Consider the following 20,501-nt stretch of genomic DNA (forward strand, 5'->3'; position numbering starts at 1 on the left):
AATCCTGCACTCCGGGGTAGTGCATCGATGCAGACGCACGAATGCTGCGCGCTCCCATGGGCGCGGCTCTACACTTTCCCTGACACCCGCCCGCCGCGAGTTTGCCTCGCGCACCGACCAACCCCTGGAGGATCAGGCACGTGGATTCGTTCAACTTCACCACTGCGATGCGCGGCTACCAGCGGGAAGAGGTGGACCAGGCCCTGAACGACCTCCAGCAGCAGCTCAAGCAGGCGCAGGCGGCCTACGAGCGGGCACAGCAGCGCACGCAGGAGCTCGAGGCCCGCGCGAAGCGGCTCGAAAGCGACCTGCGTGAGGCCGAGGCCCCGAGCTACGCGGGGCTCGGGTCGAAGCTCGCGGGCACGCTCTCGACGGCCGAAGAGCAGGCGATGCGCATCGTGTCGGATGCGCAGCGCGAGTCCGAGAAGATCCTGTCGGATGCGCGCAAGAACGCCGCGCGCATCCACGAAGACGCGAACGACTACGCCGAGCGAGTGACGCGCGAGGCCGACCAGTCGGCGCAGCGCGTCGCGCAGGAGGCGCAGTCGTCGGCCGACCAGCTCGTCGAAAACGCGAAGCAGGAGGCGGAGCTCACGCGCGTGAACCAGGAGCGCGAGATCGACTCGGTGAAAGACCAGGTGACGAGCGAGCTGCGCGAGCGCCGCCACGCCACTGACCGCGAGATCGAGGCGAACCGTGCCGAGGTGTCGGCGGAGCTCGCACGCAAGCGCCAGCAGCAGGAGACCGAGCTTGCCGAGGCGCTTGCGAAGTTCACGGAGCAGCAGCGCGCGTTCGAGAACTGGCGCGTCGCGGCCGAGCGCGATCTCGAGGAGCGCCGCGAGAAGTTCGAGCGCGAGCTCGTCGAGCGCCGCGGTGCGCTCGAGCAGGAGCTCGCCGACGAGAAGTCGACGCAAGAGACCGAGCTCGCGGAGGCCCGCGCGAAGTTCGTGCGCGAGACCACGGCCGAGCGCGAATCGCTCGCCGCCGAGGTCGCCCGTCAGCGCGCCGAGCTCGCCGACTCAATCGAGGCGACGAAGTCGGCGCACGAGCGCGAGCTCGCGACCGCGCTGGCGAACCACAACCGCACGCTCCAGCAGTCGCAGGCTGAGGCGGAGGCGACCGCATCCGAGCTCGCCGGCCAGCAGCGCCGCGAGCTCGAGGCCGAGCGCGTGCGCGTGACATCGGAGCTCTCGGAGCTGCGCGAGACGACGCTTCGTGAGCTCGCCGAGGCGCGCAGTTCACAGGAGGTCGAGCTCACGACGAAGCGCAACGAGTTCGAGCAGCAGCTCGTCGTCGCCGGCCGCAACGCCGAGGCGGCCGCGAAGCGCATGATCGACGAGGCGACCGAGCAGCTCGCCGACCTCAACCAGCGCAGCGAGCAGGTGCGCCGCGAGGCAGGCAAGATCATGGCGGATGCGCGCAAGCGCGCGCAGGAGACCGTGCAAGCCGCCGAGCGCCAGGCAGCCAACCTGCTCGAGAACGCGAACAAGCAGGCCCGTGAGCGCGCCCGTGAGCTCGAGGCCCGCACCCTCGCCGAAGAGCAGGCCGCCGAGCAGCGCCTCATCGCGGTGCGTGACGAGCGCGACCAGATCGAGGCCTACCTCGAGCAGATGCAGGAGCTCTTCTCGCGCATGCCCCTCATGTCGGGCAAGAAGGGTGGCGCGAACGAGGCTGAGCAGAAGCCTGCAGCGAAGGCCGACGAGGCCAAGCCCAACGCATCCAAGCCCGCGGCCGCCAAGCCGGGGCCCAAGAACGGCTAGGCACCCATGCGCATCGAGAATCCGTTCCGGATCGGGTTTCTCGCAACCCTCGGAGCCCTCCTCGCCCTGACGCTCGGCGGGATGGTGCAGTCGCTGTCGACGGTGCTCACCTACATCGCGACGGCGCTGTTTCTCGCGCTCGGCTTCGACCCCGCGATCAGCTGGCTTGAGCGTCGCCGCTGGCCCCGCTGGGCGGCCGTGCTCGCCGCGGTGCTTGGCGTGATCGTCGTCGCTGGCCTCGTCGTCTGGGCGATCGTGCCGTCAGTCATCGCGCAGGCGAACGAGATCGGCGCCCGCTACGGCGCGATCATCGGCGACATCGTGAACTCGAACGTCGTCGAGTGGCTCACCGCGACGTTCCCCGCGCTCGACGTGCAGGCGATGGTTGCCCAGGCCGCGTCGTGGCTGCAGGGCAACATCGGCGCGATCACGGGTGGCGTGCTGCAGGTGGGCGTCGGCATCGTGAACGGCCTGTTCGCCACGATGATGGTGACGATTCTCACCATTTACTTCGTCGCGAGCCTGCCGAGCATCAAGCGCGCCTTCTACCAGCTCACGCCGGCGTCGAGCCGCGGACGCGTCGCCGAGCTCTCGGAGCGCATCACGGGCTCGGTCGGCGCATACGTGCTCGGCATGCTCACCCTCGCGCTCATCAACGGCGTGCTCACGTTCACGTTCATGACGATCGTCGGCGCGGCGATGCCGATGGTGTTCGCGGTGCTCGCCTTCATCGGCTCGATGATCCCGATGGTGGGAACGATCTCAGCGTCGGTCATCATCGTGCTCGCGCAGCTCATTCTGCTTGAGCCGGGCTCCCCCGTGTGGTGGATCGCCGGTATCTACTACCTCGTCTACATGCAGGTCGAGGCGTACGTGCTCACGCCACGCGTCATGTCGCGCGCGGTCTCGGTCCCCGGCGCCGTCGTCGTCATCGCCGCCCTCACCGGCGGCACGCTGCTCGGCCTGCTCGGCGCGCTCGTCGCAATCCCCGTCGCCGCGAGCCTCATGATCATCATGCAAGAGGTCGTCATTCCACGACAGAACGAGCGCTAGCCGCTCCCTGCCAGCGGATGGGCGCGCGGGCTACGCGATGCGCCAGCAGTGGCTGTGCCAGTGCCGTCGATCGGCAATCGCCGCGTCGTCGCCCATGATGTTGTCGGCGCGGAACACGACGACGTGCGCCTGCCCGACGGGCACGGTGAGGCTGCAGCCGGGGCACACGTACTCTTTCAGCGCCCGCTCGGCGCTCACCGACTGCACGGTGTACTCGCGACCGCGGCGCACCTCGGTGCGCCGCATACCGCCGCGGATGCGCTCAATGTCGAGCGGGACGAACTCCCGGTCGCGCCGGGACTTGCGTCGCCCCATGGCGGCTTAGTACCAGCCGTTGCCCTGCGTGAACTTGAAGTCGTACGCGCCGCACGGCGAGCCGTAGCGGCCGACCATGTAGCCGAGCGCCCACTTCACCTGCGTGACGGGGTTGGTCTGCCAGTCGGCACCGGCCGAGGCCATCTTGCTACCGGGCAGCGCCTGGGGCAGGCCGTAGGCGCCCGACGAGGCGTTCGTCGCGCTCGGGTTCCAGCCCGACTCCTGCGTGATGATCGCGTCGAAGCAGGCCCACTCGCTGCCCGAGTAGCCCTGGCTCGCGAGGTACGCCTGCGCGTCACCCTTCACGGTGCCGGTGTCGTACGAGACCGAGTCGGGGTACGACGAGGAACCGCCCGACGACTCGCCGGACGATGAGTCGGTCGAGGAGGCGTCGCTCGACTCGGTCGACTCGGTGGTGCTCTCTTCGGTCGGCTCGGGCTCGGGTTCGGGCTCCGGCTCAAGTTCAACGGTGACGTCGCTGCGGCCCGAAACGAGCGACTGCTCGGTCGAGGCGCCATCGCCCGACTTGTCGTCGCCCGCCTGCGCAGTGTCGCCCGACTCGCCCGAGCCGTACGTCTGCGGGTTCGCACGCGTGATGTCGGCGAGCGAGGGCTGGTACGAGGCGGCGGCCTGCGAGACCGGCACGGTGAGGAACGGCTGCGCGAGCCCGACCGCGGCGACGGCGGCGAGCGCGCATCCGGCCACGACCGAAGTCACCTTGCGGTTACGGCGCGATGAGCGCACGGCCCACGGCACTGCTGCGCGGGTCGACCCCGAACGCGTCATTTCCGTCATCTGCTGCTCTCCATTCGTAACTGCCACCCGTCTACGATAACGGATTGGTTACGAAGAGACAACGGACAGGTCTCGAACGTTCAGGTTTGGGGCAGGCTGCGTGCTAGCGGATCGCGAGCATGACGTCGACGACGGCGTCGATGAGCAGGTCGACCTGCCCCTCTTCATAGCCGCGACGCTTCGAGGTGAACGCGACGCCACGTGCCTCGCGGAGCGTCATCGATGCCTTGCCACGCAGGAAGTCGTCGACGCGGTTGCAGAACGACTCGACCTCGTCGACCGAGTAGCCGCGCTGCAGCAAGGAGACGCGGCGGAACCGCTCCCCCGACGGCCGCTCGAGCCGCTTCAGTACCGCGCGCGCCGCATCCTTGATCTCGGCCATGTACTCGTCGCGGCCGCGGTGCGCAATGCGCTCCTCGTGCTCGCGCACGGCAACCGCGTCTTCGAGGCGCTCAAGCGCCGCGTCGACGTGCGGCGCCGAGTAGCCGCGCTTGCGCATCGTGAACGCCGTGTGGCGGATGCTCTTGGCCGTCAGGCGCTTGCCCTCGGAGCCATTGTCGAAATTCTCGTATCGCTCGCGGGCGACGCGCAGAGCACGGTCGACCTCTTCGGGGTCGTAACCGTACTCCCCTCGCGGGGCTCGGGGGAAAGGCGCCTCAGTCTTCATCTCTGCTATTTTGCCTCAGCCGAGGCGTTGCGCAAACTCCATGAGCGGTGTGGACCAGAAATACAGGGCGAACGCCATGGCGCCGGAGGGCAGCAGCGAGTCGACTCGGTCGAAGAAGCCGCCGTGTCCAGGCAGCCAGTTCGACATGTCTTTCACCCCGAGATCGCGCTTGATCATCGACTCGGTGAGGTCGCCGCACACGCCCGTGACCGTCAGCGCGACGCTCATGATGAGCCCGAACCACCAGGGCAGGTTGAGCAGCCAGACGCAGGCGATGATCGCGATGACGGTGCCGAAGACGAACCCGCCAACGATGCCCTCCCACGTCTTGCCCGGGCTGATGCGCGGCGCGAGCTTCGTGCGGCCCCACTGCAGCCCCGCGGCGTACGCCCCCGTGTCGACAGCAACGACGACCGAGATAAACGAGAGCACCCAGAACTCGCCGAGTGGCTGCGACAGCAGAATCACGGTGAACGCCGAGAGGAACGTCACGTAGAAGTGCACGAACGCGCTCGACGACGCGTCGATCGCGAGCTGGCGTCGGCTCGTGACGAGCCGACTGCGCTGCACGCGGTGCAGGCCGGCCTCGACGAGTCGCCAGCCGACGACAAACAGCACGCCGGTGAGGAACGCGACCCAGAACACCGAGGGCGGGAAGAAGTACGCGATCGGCACGATCGTGAGCGCCACGAGCACCGAGGGGATGCGCGGCACTCGCCGCCCGACTCGGCGCATGGCCGTCGTGAGCTCGACAACGACGAGCACGCAGATCGCCATGCCGAGCGGAATGAACAGCCGCTTATCGATAAGCAGCGTGAGCAGCACGGCCGCGATGAGCACCGCCGCGATGCCGATCGCGCTGAGGAGGTTGCGACCCGATCGTTCGTTGACCTGGTCATTGATGCGGCGCACCTGGCGGCGGATGCGCGCCGCTTCGATTTCCAGGGAGCGCGACGCGGGCGGGACCCCGTCTACCTCAGGGTCCCGCCCATCGTCATTCGCTACCGGCTCGTGCACTAGACCTCGAGTAGGTCGGCTTCCTTGTTCTTGAAGGCCTCGTCGACGCGGTCGATGTAGCCCTTCGTGATCTTGTCGAGTTCCTTCTCGGCGCGACCAACCTCATCCTCGCCGACTTCACTCTCGAGCGCCGAGAGGTCGGTCATGCCCTTGCGGCGGATGTTCCGCACGGCAACGCGGGCTTCCTCGGCCTTGTCGCGCGCGATCTTCACGTACTCCTGGCGGCGCTCCTTCGTGAGCTCCGGCATGACTACACGGATGAGCTGGCCCTCGTTCGAGGGGTTCACACCGAGGTGCTGGGCCGCGACAATCGCCTTCTCGATGTCCTTGAGTGCCGCCTTGTCGTACGGCGTGATGACGAGCATCCGAGCCTCTGGCTGCTGCAGCGATGCGAGCTGGCCGAGCGGCGTCGGGGTGCCGTAGTAGTCCACGAGCAGCTTCGTGAAGAGGGCCGGGTTCGCGCGCCCGGTTCGGATGTTGCCGAACTCCTCGTGGGCGTGCTCGATGGCCTTTTCCATCTTGTCCTTGGTCTCGTCGAGAACGTCGGAAATCACAGGGGGTCCTTTCGATGCGTACCAGCCCATCCTACGCAGGGCCGGGAGGCGGTCTGACCGCTAGTTGCGGAAGCTGTTCGAGACGAGCGTGCCGATGTCGTCGCCGAGAATCGCGCGCTCGATGTTGCCGTCGGGACTCATGCCGAACACGCGCATGTCCATGCCGTTGTCCATGCACAGGCTGAACGCGGTGGAGTCGACGACGCGCAGGCCTCGGCGCAGGGCGTCCTGGTACGAAATGCCGTGGATCATTTCGGCGTTCTCGTCGCGCTTCGGGTCGGCGGTGTAGACGCCGTCGACGCCGTTCTTCGCGACGAGGAGCACGTCGGCGTGCACCTCGAGCGCGCGCTGGGCCGCGACGGTGTCGGTCGAGAAGTACGGGAGCCCGGCGCCGGCGCCGAACACGACGACGCGGCCCTTCTCCATGTGTCGCTCGGCGCGCAGCGGAATGTACGGCTCCGCGACCTGGCGCATCTCGATTGCCGACTGCACGCGCGCGCTGCCGCCCGCCTGCTCGAGAAAGTCCTGCAGCGCGAGGGCGTTCATGACGGTGCCGAGCATGCCCATGTAGTCGGCGCGAGCGCGGTCCATGCCTGCGTTCGCGAGTTGAGCGCCGCGGAAGAAGTTGCCACCGCCGACGACCACGGCGATCTGCACCTGCTCCGCCGCTCGTGCGATTTCCTTCGAGATGTTCGTGAGCACCTCGGGGTCGACCCCGAGCTTGCCGGCGCCGAAGGCCTCTCCCGAGAGCTTCAGCAGAACGCGGCGAGGTTTGGTGGCAGTCGAGGTCATCGGGCTCCTAGCGACGGGGTTCGGTTCAGTAGTCGAAGATCAACCCTAGTGCGCCGAGGGCGGCCCATGCTGTGCACGGACCGCCCTCGGCGATGGTTGCGCGCGCAGGCGCGCTGGGGTTCGACTACTCCGCGTCGTCGGCGGTCTCGACGCCGGCGCCCACCTTGAGGCGGGCGAAGTCGACGATGGTGAGACCGGCGTTCTCGGCGATCTGCTTCACCGTGAACTTCGGGTCGCGGGCGTACTCCTGCTCGTTGAGCACGATCTGCTTGAAGTAAGCACCGAGGCGACCCTCGACGATCTTCGGCAGCGCGGCCTCGGGCTTGCCCTCGGCGCGGGTGATGTCCTCAACGACCTTGCGCTCACGGTCGATGTCGTCCTGCGGAACGTCCTCGCGGTTGAGGTACGACGGGTTCGCGAAGGCGATGTGCTGCGCGAGACCGTGCGCCGTCTCCTCGTCGCCGCCGGCGTAGCCGACGATGACGCCGACCTGCGGGGGCAGGTCCTTCGAGGTGAGGTGCAGGTACACGTCGAACTGCTCGCCCTTAACGAGGCGAACGTTGCGCAGCTCGAACTTCTCGCCGATCACGGCCGCGAGGGCGTTGATGCGCTCCTCGACGGTCTCGCCATCGACGGTCGCCTTGAGCGCCTCTTCGGCGTTCGTTGCGCCAGCGGCGGCGGCAGCCTCGAGCACGGTGTTCGCAAGGTCGATGAACTTCTCGCCCTTGGCGACGAAGTCGGTCTCGCAGTTGAGCTCGATGATGCTCGCAGTGCCGTTGTCGTTCACCTTGGCGGCGACGAGGCCCTCGGCGGCCGAACGGTCAGCGCGCTTCGCGTTGCCCTTCGCGCCCTTGAGGCGAAGCAGCTCGACGGCCTTGTCGCGGTCGCCGTCTGCCTCTTCGAGCGCCTTCTTGGTGTCGGTGAGTCCGGTGCCGAGCTGTTCGCGCAGCGCCTTCACGTCAGCGATGGTGAAGTTTGCCATTGACTGAGTCTCCTCTTGGTTACTTGGTCTCGTCGGCCGAAGCGGCCGCAGCCTCTTCAGTCTGAGCGGCGTCGGTAGCCGACTCCTGAACAGCCTCTTCGGCGGGCGCCTCGGCGGCGGCCTCGTCAGCCTTCGCCTCGCCCTGCTTCAGCAGCTCGAGCTCCCACTCGGCGAGCGGCTCAGCGGTCTCGCCGGCGCCCTCGGCGGGCTTCTGGTGACGGGTCATGAGGCCCTCGGCCGCGGCGTCGGCGACGATGCGGGTGAGCAGGCCGACCGAACGGATCGCGTCGTCGTTGCCCGGAATCGGGTAGTCGACGTCGTCGGGGTCGCAGTTGGTGTCGAGGATCGCGACAACCGGGATGCCCAGCTTCTTCGCCTCGTCGATCGCGAGGTGCTCCTTGTTCGTGTCAACGACCCAGAGCGCCGAAGGCGTGCGCGACATGTTGCGGATACCGCCGAGCGTCTTCTCGAGCTTGTCGCGTTCGCGACGCTGGATCAGCAGTTCCTTCTTCGTGTAGCCGCTCGAGGTGTCCTCGAAGTCGACGAGGTCGAGTTCCTTGAGGCGGTTGAGTCGCTTCTGCACGGTCTGAAAGTTCGTGAGCAGACCGCCGAGCCAGCGCTGGTTCACGTAGGGCTGGTTCACGCGGAGCGCCTGCTCCGAGATGACTTCCTGCGCCTGCTTCTTCGTGCCGACGAAGAGCACGGTGCCGCCGTGGGCAACCGTCTCCTTGACGAAGTCGTAGGCCTTGTCGATGAAACCAAGCGACTGCTGGAGGTCGAGGATGTAGATGCCCGAACGCTCCGTGAAGATGAAGCGCTTCATCTTCGGGTTCCAGCGGCGGGTCTGGTGACCGAAGTGGACACCGGCGTCAAGCAACTGACGCATCGAGACGACAGCCATGGTCGTTTCTCCTTGAGTTGGGCGCACCCGTGGTGCGCGGTTTTGGTTACTACTGCCGCAAGCGGCAATCCTGGTGCCCGGCCACGACTCCGCTCACCGCTCGGGTGAGACCGTCGAAGTCGCTGGCGTTTTGGACACGCGAAGTCAGCCCGGTGACGGACTGCAACTCAAAAGTCTAGCGCGTTTTGGGCTTGACCGGCACCCCCGCCTCGCCAACCGTGGCGCCTGTGGATGCGCGGTCATCCACAGGCACGCGGGCTCGGCGAGCGCGGGAGGTCACGGTTCGCGAGCCTAGCCGCATGCGACCGCACCGTATCCGCCTGTTCATCGCCCTCGCGGCGCTCGCGTTCGGTGCAGTCTGGGCGCCGAGCCCGGGCGTCGCCCTGGCTGCGCCGGAGCCTCCCGTGACCTCGGCCAACGATGACGAGAGCGCCATCTGGTCGTGGCCCGTGCGGCCGCGGCCCGAGGTGACCCGGCTCTTCGAGCTCGAGCATCGCTACTCCGCCGGGCACCGCGGCATCGACCTCACGGTGCCCGCCGGCACCGAGGTGTTCGCGCCCGACGACGGCACGGTGCACTTCGTCGGCTGGGTCGTCGACCGCCCGCTCGTGTCGGTGCAGCACGCGAACGGCATCCGCTCGACGTTCGAGCCCGTCGATGCCGTCGTCGCCGAGGGCGAGGTCGTCACGCGCGGCCAGCTGATCGGGCACGTTGCCGAATCACCCGCCCATGAGCCCTCCGGAGGGCTGCACCTCGGGGCACGGCTCGGCGACGACTATCTCGACCCGCTCGCGCTCCTGGGCGAGGTGCCGCGCGCGATCCTCCTGCCCATCTCGCCCTGACCGTCACCGTTCGTCTCGTAGTTGAAAGGCCATGTCATGCACACCCCTTCTCTTCCGCCCGGCAGTCTCGTGCGCCGAGCACCGCTGCCCGAGTTTCCATCGCCACGGCTGCGCGCCGCGCTCGCGTTCCTCTTGCTCGGCGCGATCGTCGTGCTGTTGATCCCGCTCGGTTGGCGCCAGGCGTCGGCCGCTGAGCTCGGCCCAGGGTTCTCGAACTCGTCGGGCGCGTTCGTCGGCGCGATGCGCTACGACTCGCACAACGCGTACTGCATCGAGCTCACGAAACCGCGGCCGGTCGGCGCGGTCACGCAGCCACTCACGAACGACCAGCCCGTGCCAACCGCAATCTCGAAGCTCAGCGTGACGCAGCGCACGCAGCTGCACTGGGCGATCAGCGAACGCGGCGACTCGAGCGACCCCGACGACACCGCGGCGGTCGCGATGTTCGTGTGGTCGGTCGCCGACGCGGCCCACTACCCGGGCGATGCCCACTACTTCGCGCTCATGGATGCCACGACGAAGGCCTCGGTGCAGGCGAAGCTCGCGCAGCTGCGCACCGACGCCGAGCGGGTGCAGGCCATCGAGCGGCCGACCTCGGTCTCGGTCGACGTCGTATCGGAGCCCGAGGGCCTGTACCTCAAGGTGCCGAAGGTCGGGACGGGCGTGCTCGTCAAGGTGCGGCTCGAGGGCGCGACCTACGGCGGCGAGGCCGAGTTCACCCTCGACGGCGGCGCCGACCAGAAGGTTCGGCTGCAACCCGAGCGCGGCGCGCCCGAGCTCAACGCGACCGTCTCCACCAGTGCGGCGGAGGGATACGCGACGCCCGAGCTACGCGTGCTCGTGACCGAGGGCAAGCAGCTGCTCATTCAGCGCAGCCCGTCGGCGTGGCCGCAGGCGAGCGACCGATACCTGCTCGGCACCTTCGTCAATGTGCCGATCACGCCGGCCGCGACCGCCACCCCGACCGCGACGCCGAAGCCCACCCCGGTCGGGAAGCCCGGGCCGACGCGCACGCCGGTTGGGAAGCCAGCTCCGAGTCCTACTCCTACTCCTATTCCCACTCCCACGGTGACGCCCACTCCCGTTCCCACGGTGACGCCCACCCCGACTCCGACGGCTACTCCCACACCAACACCTACTGCCACTGCCACTGCCACTGCCACTGCCACTGCCACTGCCACACCCACTCCGACGCCGACGCCCGAAGTGACGCCAAGTCCGGCGCCGACACCTACGCCGACCCCGAAACCGGCTCCCACCGCGACGCCGAGCATCCCGGCGACGCCCGAGCCGAAGCCCACTCCGACACCCTCAGCACCCGTGATGCCGCCCGCGCCGGAGCCCACCCCGACGCCGACGGTCACGCCTTCGCCAACCCCCTCACCGACGCCCACGCCCACGCCGACGCCCACGGAATCGGCCGAGCAGACCACGCCGCCGACCACCGCCCCGCCCGAAACACAGCCGGCAACGCCGTCGAGCGCATCCGAGCAGCCGGCTGTCGAGGACACGGCTGACCGGCTCGCCGAGACTGGCACGAAGCCGGGCATGTGGATCGGCGTGGCGAGCGCGGGACTCACGCTCATCGGGCTCGGCGGCTGGCTCCTGTCACGCGATCGCCAGCGCCGAGAGGAGTCTGCCTGGTAGCTCCCACCTGCACGGAGGCGTCGGCCGGACTTCGGTCGGCGCCTACGCGCGCGGGTGCGCGCGCCGGTATGTGTCGCGCAGGCGCTCGGCCGAGACGTGCGTGTAGATCTGGGTGGTACCGAGGTCGGCGTGCCCGAGGTACTCCTGCACACCGCGGAGGTCGGCACCGCCGTCGAGGAGATGGGTTGCCGCCGTGTGCCGGAACGTGTGCGGGCCTGACGGCCCCTGCCCCGGCGCGAGTTCGAGGAGGCTTCGGCTGAGTTCGTAGACGCTGCGGGTATTGATTCGGCCCCCGCGTGCGCCGAGAAAGAGCGCCTCGCCGGATGCGTCGTTCGCGAGTTCTGGACGCCCCCGCTCGAGCCACGCGGTGAGCGCGACCGCGGCGGGCCGGCCGTACGGGATCACGCGCTCGACGTCGCCCTTCCCGATTACCCGCGCGGTCTGCGCGGTGCGGTCAAGCGAGGTGGTGTCGAGCGACGCGAGTTCCGAGACACGCATCCCGGTCGCGTAGAGCAGTTCAACGATCGCGAGGTCGCGCAGCGCCGTCGGCGCACCCTCGTCGGCGCGGGTGCGCAGCGAGGCGAAGATGTCCCCCATTTGCGTTTCGGTAACGAGCCGTGGCAGCGACCGGCCGACCTTCGGCGACTTCAGGCGGCGGGCGACGTCGTCGCCGCGGCCGGTCGAGTGGCACCACGCGCTGAACCGGCGCGCGACCGAAGCGCGACGAGCGATCGTTGCCGCGGAGTGGCCCTGTTCGTTCTCGGCCCAGAGCCACTCGCGATAGTCCTCGAGGGTGAGCTCCCGCGCGTCGACCTTGCCGCCGCGTTTGACGTGGTCGGCGAAGCGGGTGAGGTCGCCGAGGGCAGCCCGGCAGGTGTTCGGTGAGCGGCCGAACTCGCGATCGAGCGCGACGACGTAGTCCTCGATCGATTCGCGCAGGCCAGCCATGTCGTCATGCTAGTTCCGGCCGCGGCACCAAGCGTCGCGACCCTCGGCGACCTCACGAGACCGCCTAGAGGAACCAGGCCACGACGGCGCTCACTCCGAGCACGAGACCGGTGACGAGGCTCGCGCGACCGGCTTGAATCGCCGAACGGCGTTCTGCGGTCTGCTCATCTGGCACCGGCGCACCCGGCACCCGTGCCGCTCGAACGCCAAGGCTCATCATCACCGTGACTCCAACCGCGACGGCGGCGCCCATGACCAGGTAGAGCGGCGTGGCATAGAGCCAGGAATACGGCGCGAAATGCACGACCAGCACGATCACCATGGCCAGGGGCACCAGTGCGTAGCGGCGCCGCACGACAAGGAAGATCACGAGCGGCAACGCCAGCAGCTGCCCCGCGCTGAGGTACACGGAGAGCGTGTTCATCCCGGCGAGTTCCGGGCGCGCGGTCGTCCCTGTCAGCGCAGTGAGACCCAGCGCAAGTGGGAGCGCGACCATGCCCTGAAACAGCGTCACGTACGCCGCCGTGCGCTGACTTGTTCGGTACCAGGACGCCGCGCAGACGAGCCAGGTCACACCGTACGCGGCGAGGAATCCCCATCCGTGTCCGGTCGCTTCGCCGAGTGCATGGGTGTATTCGGGGATCGACACGTCGCCTCCATTGGCTTCCCTCGAACTGTCGTCGAGGCGTGGGTTCGGTCGAGATTCGTTCCCTTCAATGTAGCCGCGTCCCCACCGCGCTAGCGGCGACGCCACCCGGTGCCGTCTTGGAACGCCCGGTCGAGCAACTCGAGTTCGGCGAGCCCGGCCCGGGTATCGGCGATCGAGAGCCCCGCGAGCGCGGCAAGCTCGGCTTCGCCATTGCCGCGGCGCGGGCGCAGCGCGTCAAGCACCCGCACGGCGGCGTCGCTGAGCCGCATTCCGTCGAGGTCATCGGCACCGAGCAGGGTCGGATGCGCGTCGACCTCGCCGTCGACGAAGAGGCGGCCGCCGGTCGCGCTCCGCCACAGTTCAAGCGCCTCGTCGCCCGACGAGACCATGGTCGCCTCGCCGGCCCGAATGAGGCGGTGGCAGCCCTCTGAGGATGCCGACGTGATTGCGCCAGGGACGGCGCCGACCTCGCGACCGAGCGCGTTCGCGTGGTTCGCGGTGTTCAGGGCACCGGAACGGGCACCAGCCTCGACGACGATCGTCGCGGGCGAGAGTGCGGCGATGAGGCGGTTGCGGTGCAGGAACCGCCACTTCGTCGGTGGCTGCCCGCACGGCACCTCCGACACGACGGTGCCGTTGCCCGAGAGCATCCGCTCGAACACCCCGGAGTTGCCAACGGGGTAGAGCCGGTCGATCCCGCCCGCCATGAACGCGACGGTCGAGCCGCCGCTCGCGAGGGCAACGCGGTGCGCCTGCGCGTCGATGCCGTAGGCGCCGCCCGAGACAACGGCGAGCCCGTAGGTGACCGCCGCAACGGCGAGCTCCCCCGCCGCTTCGAGCCCGTATTCGGTCGCGGCGCGCGAGCCGACGAGTGAGAGGCTGCGCGCGTCGGGGCGGAGGTGTGCGGGGTTGCCGCGCACCCAGAGCCCGATCGGCGCGTGCACGCCGAGGTCGTCGAGCTGGGTCGGCCAGAGGTCGTCGCCCGGCGATAGGAAGGTCGCGTCAAGCTGCGTCGCGGCGTGCAGCAGGGGCAGGTTGCGCTCGAGGTCGAGCCGCGGCGCCCACGTGTCGAGCGACTTGCGCCAGTTCACCGAGCGCGCCTCAACCGGGTCGGCCGCGAAGACGTCGCGCACGACCTGATCGCGGCCGCCCGCAAACAGCTCGAAGATGCAGCCAGCGCCAAGCTGCTGCACGAGCAGCCCGGCGGCCCCGTCGCCGGGCTCGGCGACGCAGGTCCAGCACATGCGGGCGACGACATCGAGCGGGTCGGCGGCCGAGACCCGACCGACCCGCAGTGGGCGGGCGAGGGATTCGAGAGTGGACTGGGTGCTGCGCATTGGGGCTCCTGGGAGGTCGGGGATGGCTACGCGTCGACCGAGGTCGCGACGCGGGTGCGATAGAAGAGGGCTTCGGCGATGTGGCTGCGACCCGGCCGGGCGGCGCCGTCGAGGTCGGCGAGGGTCCACGCGACGCGCTGCGCCCGGGCGTATCCGCGCATCGTGATCTGCCCGCGGCTCAGGGCTTGATCGAGCGGGTCGGCGGCGCCGGACTCGCACTGCAGCGCCGAGTGGCGCAGCGTCGTGCCGTCGACCTGCGCATTGCGGCGCAGCCCGAGCGGCTCGAGCCGCTGCGCGGCCCGGGCGCGCGCCTCGAGCACGAGGGCCGCGGCAACGCCCGAGGTGAGGCTGCCGCGCTCCCCCGCCGCCGCGAGCCGGGCGGTCGCGGTCGACACCCGCTCGACGCGCAGCTGCAGGTCGATGCGGTCGAGCAACGGCCCGCTCAGCCGCTGCAGGTAGTTGCGCTGCACCATCGGCGTGCAGTTGCAGGCGAGGCCGCGCACCCCGGCGTTCCCGCACGGGCACGGGTTCGCGGCGAGCACGAGCTGCGGATTCGCGGGGTACGTGACGGCGCCGCGAGCGCGGTGAATCGTGATCGACCCCGACTCGAGGGGCTGCCGCAGCGCGTCGAGCACCCGCCGTGGGAACTCGGGGGCCTCGTCGAGAAACAGCACGCCGTGCGCCGCGAGCGAGAGCGCGCCGGGCTGGATCACACCCGAGCCGCCGCCGATGAGCGCGACCGCCGAGGCGGTGTGGTGCGGTGCCTGCAGCGGTGGCCGCCGGTCGAGGCCCTCACCGAGCGGCATGCCCCGCAGCGAACGCAGGGCCGCGACCTCGATCGCGGCGTCGATGTCGAGGTCGGGCAGGATCCCGGGCAGGCGCTCCGCGAGCATCGTTTTTCCTGACCCCGGCGGCCCGACCATCGCGAGGTGGTGACCACCCGCCGCGGCGATGAGGAGGGCGCGCACGGCGCTGTCGTTGCCTACGACGTCGGCGAGGTCACCGGCGATCGCCGGGCGCGATTCGGCCCCGGGCAGGTGAAACTCGAGCTCGGGCGCGACCGGCTCACGGAGCTTGCCCGGCTCGGCGCCGTAGTGCTCGGCGAGCTCCGCGAGCGACGCGACCGGCACGACGCGGATGCCCTCGACGAGTTCGGCCTCGGACCGCGCGGCAGCCGGCACGAGAATCGTCTCGAAGCCGTGCTGCTTCGCGGCGTGCACGGCCGGCAGCACGCCCGCGACGGTTCGCACGGCGCCCGTGAGTCCGAGCTCGCCGATGTGGGCGTTGCGGGCGGGCCCCTCACCGTCGATGACGCCCATCGCGACGAGGATCGCGCAGGCGATCGGCAGGTCGAACCCCGCCCCGTGCTTACGCAGCTCGGCCGGGCCGAGGCTCGCGACGACGCGCTGCGGCGGCACGGGCTGCTGCGACGACTGCATCGCGGCCCGCACCCGGTGCCCGGCCTCGCCGATCGTCGCATCCGGCAGACCAATAATGAGGAGCTTCGGCAGGCCGCTCGCGACCTGTACGTCGACCTGCACCGCATCGCCATGCAGTCCCGCGAGCGCGATGCCCCAGCTGCGTCCGTTGCGCGCCATCTACTCCCCCACCCCTTCGATGTGCAGCAGGGTCGAACTCGCAAAACGCGGCATGACAATCGACACGACGTCGAGGCGCATTGGCATGAACGGGCCCGGATGCTCGTCGAGCCACCGGTGCGCGACCCGCATCATTCGCCTCACCTTCGTCGGGGTGATGGCATCGAGCGGATGCCCGCTGCCGATCGAGCTGCGGGTCTTCACCTCGAAGAACACAAGGTGGCCGCGCCCTCGCGCAACGATGTCGACTTCACCGTCGGAACAGCGCCAGTTGCGGTCGACGATCTCGAACCCGGTCTCGCTGAGGTACCTCGCGGCGAGTTCCTCGCCGTCGCGACCGAGCGTGATGTGTCGCGCCATATGCGCCTCCCGAAACTGCGGTGATTGGTGACTGCAGTCATCTTGGAGAACCGCTCGGGCAGCCGCCCGGCCGCGAGCGCGGTCGGTGGATAACCGCGCATCCACAGGCGCCCCGGTAGGTCACGCGACGAGCGCGTCGGAGCCCTCGCGAATCCCAGGTTTGGCCCAGATTCGCAGTCGGCCCAGATTCGCGATCGGCCCAGCCGCCAGCCCTAAAAGGCTTGGAGCGCCGCGCCGATGTTCTGCGCGGAGAGCACAATAAAGAGCACCATCATGATCGTCGCGTTGTTTGCGACGAGCCACGCCCGGGCCTTCGCGAGCGCGCCGGCCGAGGCCCTCGGTGCGACGAGCGACACGGGCACCGGCACCGTCACGGTCGCGGTGGCAAGGACCGTGAAAATCACGATCATCCAGACCGAATCACCGACGACGACCCGGGTGGCGCCGAACACCGAGCCGGCGGTCGCCGCCATAATGAGGTTCTTCGGATTCATCGAGAGCCCGAGCCCCAGTACGAATGCGGTCGGCGTTTTGACGCCGTCAACTCGCGACATCCATGACGGCATCTCGGGTTCGGTGCCCGGCCTCGGCCGCTTGCGCCACTGTCGCACCGCGAGCAGCGCGAGAATCAGGCCGAGTACGAGCTCAAACCAGCCCAGCACCGGCTGCGATTCCGCGGCCGAGGAATCGCCGACGACGGTCAGCGTCGCGAACGAAAAGAGCGTCGTGGCCGCGGTGATACCGAGCACCCAACCGACCAGGAACACGATCGCCTTCGGCGTCGAGTTCGGCGCCATCAGCAAGATGATCACCGCGATGATCGGGAACGGGCTCGCAGCGATGCCGACGGCCTGCGGCAGCGTCGCGCCGATGTACTCGAGCACGGTGATTACGCTTCGACGTCGGTGATGAGCTGTGGCGGCTCCCACGTCGCGGCCCCGGGACGCGGCCGGTAGAGGCGGAACAGGTAGTTCCACCCTGGCACGATCGGCAGTGTGTTCGGGCGGGTCGGGTCGCCGCCGAACCGAACGGTGACCCCGCCGTCACCGTCACGCGTCGCCGTGAGGTTGTTCAAGTTGTATCGCTCGGCCTCGTTTGGCTCGAAAAAGCCGTCGCCGTTGTAGACCGAGACCGACCAGAATCCGTCGACGGGCACATCGGTCACGCGAAGGTGATACTCACCGACGGGCAGGTGTGGCGACTGGTTGATGTAGATCGCTTCTGTCTCGGGCAGGCCGCCCCAACCCACCGCAGTGCCGATCAGGTGGCTCAGCCGCTCGACCTCGTTCTTGCGCCCGAATGCCCGGGTGAAGTCGGTCATGCCTCGGCCGAGCACCTTGAGCGCGTCGGTTGTCTGTTGGAGGGACACCGGATCGAAGTCTGGTGCCACGTACTCGCGACCGGCAACCGACGTCGCGCCGAACGCATCCTGCACGGCCGCGACCTCCGCGAGGTCGTCGGCGACTGCGGGTCGACGAGCACGCGCGCCGCCGCCAGCACGAATTCACTCCCGAGTTGCTCGGCCGTGAGCTCGTAGGTGCCGGGCTCGTGCAAGATCCGCTCGATGTAGTGTTCTTCGCTGACGAGCATGACCGAGACGTACCTACCGCCCGCGTCGGGCACCGTAATGGTGGCGCCCTGCGACACATCCAGCACGTTCGCGCTGTAGAGCGTGTCGCGGTTCATGCGAATCACGGTCTGGGCATCGATGGGCGTGGGCTGGCGGCCATGGTTCCAGCGGTTGGAGCCCTCAGCCCGGGCCGTAAACGCCGTAAACATCCGGGCGGATTCCGCGCGGGCATAGTTCTCGGCGGAGACGAGAATCTGGTTTGGGCTCACGGTGGTCTCCTTCGTCGGCCCGGTCAGCGTCGTCGAGCTCGGTCGTGCGCTGGCCGCCGAACGCTGCAGCTGGGTCTGGCCCAGTTTTGCAACGGGCCCGCGCCGGCTCACCCGTGTTCGGAAGAAATCATCCTTTGTGGATGACCCACGGTTTCGTGGAGCAATTCCACACCCACCGTCGCGATGTCGCCCAAATAGGATGATCGCCATGGAGACTCCAGGGCTCAGTCATTGGTTGTCACTGCCCTGGTTCTTGACCGAGGTGCCCGCCGCGCGCCCGCGGGATGTCTCGAGGCCGCGGCTCAACTCACTCGTTACGAAGCTCATTTCGGCGGCTCCCCTACTACTCGTTGCGGCACCAACGGGGTTCGGCAAGTCCACGGCACTCGCCGACTGGGCCCGGGGGCGTGCCGGAGTGTCGTGGCTCTCGGCAACAACCGCGGTCGATTCGGCGCGTCTCGTGCACGGCGGCCTGCTCGAGCTCGTGCCGCCCGCGTCGCGCGCAGCTTGCAGAGCAGCCAAGCGCGTCAGTCGGCACGAGCATCCTCGAACTTATGCCGCAGTTTCCCGAGGGTGCGACGCTCGTCGTCGACGACGCCCATCTGCTCGACACCGCGGTGCTGCAGCGCGGCATCTGTTCCTCCACAATGCTCGCTTCCGGCAGACTTCGCGTGATCCTCGTCGGTCAGTCACGGCTTGAGGGATGCTTCGCACGAGAGCTCGCGTCGGGCGAGGCAAGCCTGATCGGGCACAGCGAGCTCGCGCTGACTCCCGAAGAAACCGTCGGAGTGCTGAATGCGAATGGCGCGTCGCTCGAGGCCGACGAGGTCACCGCTGCCACCCGAGGTTGGCCCGCCGCGGTTCGGCTTCAAGTCATGGCCGCGGAAGGGAAGCCAGGCTCAGACGGGAAGGCGACATCGGCGCACCTCGTTGGCGACTACATCGAGCGGGCCGTGCTCCCGACCCTGCCCGACCACCTGCGCGATTTCGTCCTCCGGGCGACCACCTGCACTCGGCTTGATGGCCGACTCGCGGATGCACTTGCCGAGGGCGATCACGGTGCACGGTTGCTCGAGGAGTGCGCGGTGTCGGGTTTGTTCCTCGATCGTGTTGTCGATGCCGCCGGTCACGTCGTGTATCGCTGGCACGAGGTCTTCGCCGAGGAATGCCGGTCAATGCTCATGCGCGACGACCCCGTGCGAGCGCGCAGGCTCAACCGCATCGCGGCAGAGCGCCTTCGCCGCCGTTTCCCACCGGTCGCGATCGAGCACGCACTCGCGGCCGATGCCCCGGAGCTCGCACGTAAGATTCTCCGAACGTCGTGGCTGCGCATGCTCCTCGAATCTCAGGTCGAGCCACTCGAACGGCTCTGTCTGGCGATGCCCGGCGGCCTCCCCGAGGAGCGCGACCTCCTTCTCATCCGGGCGTGTTGCCGCAGTCAGCTCAACGATCCCGCTGGCGCCGGGCTGCTGCATCGACGCGCAACGTCAAAGCCGATACTTCTGGATGCCCCGTTCATCGAGAGCTTTGCGGAGCTCCTGCTTGCCGCCTCGCCCACGCAGAAGGCACTGGCGACCGACCGTGCGACGACGGTGCTCGGGCAAAGCTGCCCGGACGATGACTACCCGCACGGCCTGTTCCTCCTCGGCTGGTCAGAGCTCACGCTTCGCCGCAATGGCGAGACTGCGGTACGCCTGCTGCGGTCGGCCCTCGCCGAAGCCAAGGCACGCGGACTCCCCCACCTCGAGCGGATCTCGGCGTTGGATGCCGCCCTCGCCCTCTCATTTGCCGGAGAGTTTGCGGACGCCGACGCAACCCTCACGACGCTGACGCCAAAAGCACCCGGCCGGCCCGGCGAGTGGGAGCCGTTCGACGGCGGCATCACCACCTACATTCGTGGCCACAACGCATTCTGGCGCGGCGAGTTGCACCGGGCGCTCGAGTCATTCAGCGCCATCGTCGAACGGGACCGTGTCGATACTCCGATCGTCTCGCTCGCGCGGGCCTTCTTCGCCCTCACCGTCGCGGAGCTCGGGCGAGCCGACCTGTTCGATATCGCTGAACAGCAGCTCAAGCAGGTCCGCAGCGAAGACAGTCAGGGGGTTCCGTGGGCGGCCTATCGACAGCTCGCTCTGGGCCGCTTGCTTGAGGCGCAGGATCGCATCCCCGACGCACACCGAGCCGTGCGGCACCTGCTCGAGCGCGACGCTCGCGGCGCTCGACCATGCCGAGGGGAGAACAGACACCGCCTACCGCAGGCTCAGTCGCGCACTCGCGATCGCGGCACCGCACGACACGTTCTTCCCGTTTCTCACCGACGACGAGAACTTCAGCCGACTGCTCGCCGACTTCGCCCGCTCTGGCACGGATCACGAGCTCACGCTTGCGACGATCTTCGAGTTGCGGGATCGAACGCACCCCGCTCTCGCGCATCGCGGGTTGACA

Annotated in this window: 20 protein-coding genes and 1 pseudogene; 5 read left to right on the forward strand and 16 right to left on the reverse strand. The window is 68.7% G+C overall.

Annotated elements, in window-relative coordinates:
- Positions 1-140 precede the first annotated feature (140 nt).
- Positions 141-1,760 (forward strand): DivIVA domain-containing protein, encoded by a 1,620-nt coding sequence (locus G328_RS0110175; RefSeq protein ID WP_019619250.1) that lies wholly within the window; start codon positions 141-143, stop codon positions 1,758-1,760.
- A gap of 6 nt (positions 1,761-1,766) precedes the next feature.
- The gene (locus tag G328_RS0110180) at positions 1,767-2,813 is read left to right on the forward strand and encodes an AI-2E family transporter (protein ID WP_019619251.1); all 1,047 of its coding nucleotides are present in this window, start codon (positions 1,767-1,769) and stop codon (positions 2,811-2,813) included.
- Between the two features lie 30 nt (positions 2,814-2,843).
- Here the strand turns inward: G328_RS0110180 and G328_RS0110185 are convergent, their stop codons facing one another.
- From G328_RS0110185 to rpsB, 8 genes are all read right to left on the reverse strand, one after another.
- Entirely contained in the window at positions 2,844-3,128 is a 285-nt protein-coding gene (locus tag G328_RS0110185) for a hypothetical protein (protein WP_019619252.1), read from the reverse strand.
- 6 nt (positions 3,129-3,134) lie between these two features.
- Positions 3,135-3,923, reverse strand: a complete 789-nt coding sequence (locus tag G328_RS15965) for an aggregation-promoting factor C-terminal-like domain-containing protein (RefSeq protein WP_019619253.1) — start codon at positions 3,921-3,923, stop codon at positions 3,135-3,137.
- Positions 3,924-4,026: 103 nt separating this feature from the next.
- Positions 4,027-4,590, reverse strand: coding sequence for a DivIVA domain-containing protein (locus G328_RS0110195; protein ID WP_019619254.1), 564 nt, complete (start codon positions 4,588-4,590; stop codon positions 4,027-4,029).
- Between the two features lie 15 nt (positions 4,591-4,605).
- Complete coding sequence (locus G328_RS15100) at positions 4,606-5,502, reverse strand: phosphatidate cytidylyltransferase (protein WP_187325756.1); 897 nt, start codon at positions 5,500-5,502, stop codon at positions 4,606-4,608.
- Between the two features lie 104 nt (positions 5,503-5,606).
- A complete protein-coding gene (frr, locus tag G328_RS0110205) occupies positions 5,607-6,161 on the reverse strand; it encodes a ribosome recycling factor (protein ID WP_019619256.1) in 555 nt (184 codons plus the stop codon).
- 60 nt (positions 6,162-6,221) lie between these two features.
- Positions 6,222-6,953 carry a UMP kinase gene (gene pyrH / locus G328_RS0110210; protein WP_019619257.1) on the reverse strand — a complete coding sequence of 244 codons (732 nt, stop codon included), beginning with the start codon at positions 6,951-6,953 and terminating at the stop codon, positions 6,222-6,224.
- 124 nt (positions 6,954-7,077) lie between these two features.
- Positions 7,078-7,935, reverse strand: coding sequence for a translation elongation factor Ts (tsf, locus tag G328_RS0110215; protein ID WP_019619258.1), 858 nt, complete (start codon positions 7,933-7,935; stop codon positions 7,078-7,080).
- 19 nt (positions 7,936-7,954) lie between these two features.
- Positions 7,955-8,836, reverse strand: a complete 882-nt coding sequence (gene rpsB / locus G328_RS0110220; RefSeq protein ID WP_019619259.1) for a 30S ribosomal protein S2 — start codon at positions 8,834-8,836, stop codon at positions 7,955-7,957.
- A gap of 299 nt (positions 8,837-9,135) precedes the next feature.
- Between rpsB and G328_RS0110225 the strand changes: the two genes are divergently transcribed.
- Positions 9,136-9,678, forward strand: a complete 543-nt coding sequence (locus G328_RS0110225) for a M23 family metallopeptidase (RefSeq protein ID WP_019619260.1) — start codon at positions 9,136-9,138, stop codon at positions 9,676-9,678.
- Between the two features lie 36 nt (positions 9,679-9,714).
- Positions 9,715-11,325: a hypothetical protein gene (locus G328_RS16515; RefSeq protein WP_154651567.1), complete on the forward strand. Its 1,611-nt coding sequence runs from the start codon at positions 9,715-9,717 to the stop codon at positions 11,323-11,325.
- A gap of 42 nt (positions 11,326-11,367) precedes the next feature.
- On the opposite strand, the gene G328_RS0110235 is transcribed toward G328_RS16515, so the two are convergent.
- The 8 genes from G328_RS0110235 to G328_RS16765 form a co-directional block, all read right to left on the reverse strand.
- Positions 11,368-12,273, reverse strand: a complete 906-nt coding sequence (locus tag G328_RS0110235; protein ID WP_019619262.1) for a tyrosine recombinase XerC — start codon at positions 12,271-12,273, stop codon at positions 11,368-11,370.
- A gap of 64 nt (positions 12,274-12,337) precedes the next feature.
- Positions 12,338-12,922 (reverse strand): DUF7010 family protein, encoded by a 585-nt coding sequence (locus G328_RS0110240; protein WP_019619263.1) that lies wholly within the window; start codon positions 12,920-12,922, stop codon positions 12,338-12,340.
- 89 nt (positions 12,923-13,011) lie between these two features.
- Positions 13,012-14,259: a DNA-processing protein DprA gene (gene dprA / locus G328_RS15105; RefSeq protein WP_019619264.1), complete on the reverse strand. Its 1,248-nt coding sequence runs from the start codon at positions 14,257-14,259 to the stop codon at positions 13,012-13,014.
- A 26-nt stretch (positions 14,260-14,285) separates the two neighbouring features.
- Positions 14,286-15,857, reverse strand: a complete 1,572-nt coding sequence (locus G328_RS0110250; protein ID WP_019619265.1) for a YifB family Mg chelatase-like AAA ATPase — start codon at positions 15,855-15,857, stop codon at positions 14,286-14,288.
- Complete coding sequence (locus tag G328_RS0110255) at positions 15,858-16,217, reverse strand: YraN family protein (RefSeq protein WP_019619266.1); 360 nt, start codon at positions 16,215-16,217, stop codon at positions 15,858-15,860.
- A 212-nt stretch (positions 16,218-16,429) separates the two neighbouring features.
- Entirely contained in the window at positions 16,430-17,101 is a 672-nt protein-coding gene (locus tag G328_RS0110260) for a GAP family protein (protein ID WP_019619267.1), read from the reverse strand.
- A 5-nt stretch (positions 17,102-17,106) separates the two neighbouring features.
- A complete protein-coding gene (locus G328_RS16760; RefSeq protein WP_235619874.1) occupies positions 17,107-17,538 on the reverse strand; it encodes a DUF1214 domain-containing protein in 432 nt (143 codons plus the stop codon).
- Positions 17,535-18,266, reverse strand: coding sequence for a DUF1254 domain-containing protein (locus G328_RS16765; protein ID WP_235619875.1), 732 nt, complete (start codon positions 18,264-18,266; stop codon positions 17,535-17,537). The genes G328_RS16760 and G328_RS16765 overlap by 4 nt, the downstream gene beginning before the upstream one ends.
- Before the next feature lie 665 nt (positions 18,267-18,931).
- On the opposite strand from G328_RS16765, the pseudogene G328_RS16895 reads away from it, so the two are divergent.
- A pseudogene (locus tag G328_RS16895) lies at positions 18,932-19,246 on the forward strand (winged helix-turn-helix domain-containing protein); the annotation flags it as partial.
- Between the last annotated feature and the right edge of the window lie 1,255 nt (positions 19,247-20,501).

Source organism: [Zimmermannella] faecalis ATCC 13722, assembly GCF_000381765.1.
Classification (GTDB): domain Bacteria; phylum Actinomycetota; class Actinomycetes; order Actinomycetales; family Microbacteriaceae; genus Gulosibacter; species Gulosibacter faecalis.

Coding starts and splice junctions, on each gene's coding strand:
- G328_RS0110180 (WP_019619251.1), top strand. CDS start 1,767: ATGCGCATCGAGAATCCGTTCCGGATCGGGTTTCTCGCAACCCTCGGA.
- G328_RS0110185 (WP_019619252.1), bottom strand. CDS start 3,128: ATGGGGCGACGCAAGTCCCGGCGCGACCGGGAGTTCGTCCCGCTCGAC.
- G328_RS15965 (WP_019619253.1), bottom strand. CDS start 3,923: ATGACGGAAATGACGCGTTCGGGGTCGACCCGCGCAGCAGTGCCGTGG.
- G328_RS0110195 (WP_019619254.1), bottom strand. CDS start 4,590: ATGAAGACTGAGGCGCCTTTCCCCCGAGCCCCGCGAGGGGAGTACGGT.
- pyrH (WP_019619257.1), bottom strand. CDS start 6,953: ATGACCTCGACTGCCACCAAACCTCGCCGCGTTCTGCTGAAGCTCTCG.
- tsf (WP_019619258.1), bottom strand. CDS start 7,935: ATGGCAAACTTCACCATCGCTGACGTGAAGGCGCTGCGCGAACAGCTC.
- rpsB (WP_019619259.1), bottom strand. CDS start 8,836: ATGGCTGTCGTCTCGATGCGTCAGTTGCTTGACGCCGGTGTCCACTTC.
- G328_RS0110225 (WP_019619260.1), top strand. CDS start 9,136: ATGCGACCGCACCGTATCCGCCTGTTCATCGCCCTCGCGGCGCTCGCG.
- G328_RS16515 (WP_154651567.1), top strand. CDS start 9,715: ATGCACACCCCTTCTCTTCCGCCCGGCAGTCTCGTGCGCCGAGCACCG.
- G328_RS0110235 (WP_019619262.1), bottom strand. CDS start 12,273: ATGGCTGGCCTGCGCGAATCGATCGAGGACTACGTCGTCGCGCTCGAT.
- dprA (WP_019619264.1), bottom strand. CDS start 14,259: ATGCGCAGCACCCAGTCCACTCTCGAATCCCTCGCCCGCCCACTGCGG.
- G328_RS0110250 (WP_019619265.1), bottom strand. CDS start 15,857: ATGGCGCGCAACGGACGCAGCTGGGGCATCGCGCTCGCGGGACTGCAT.
- G328_RS0110255 (WP_019619266.1), bottom strand. CDS start 16,217: ATGGCGCGACACATCACGCTCGGTCGCGACGGCGAGGAACTCGCCGCG.
- G328_RS16760 (WP_235619874.1), bottom strand. CDS start 17,538: ATGACCGACTTCACCCGGGCATTCGGGCGCAAGAACGAGGTCGAGCGG.
- G328_RS16765 (WP_235619875.1), bottom strand. CDS start 18,266: ATGGCGATCATCCTATTTGGGCGACATCGCGACGGTGGGTGTGGAATT.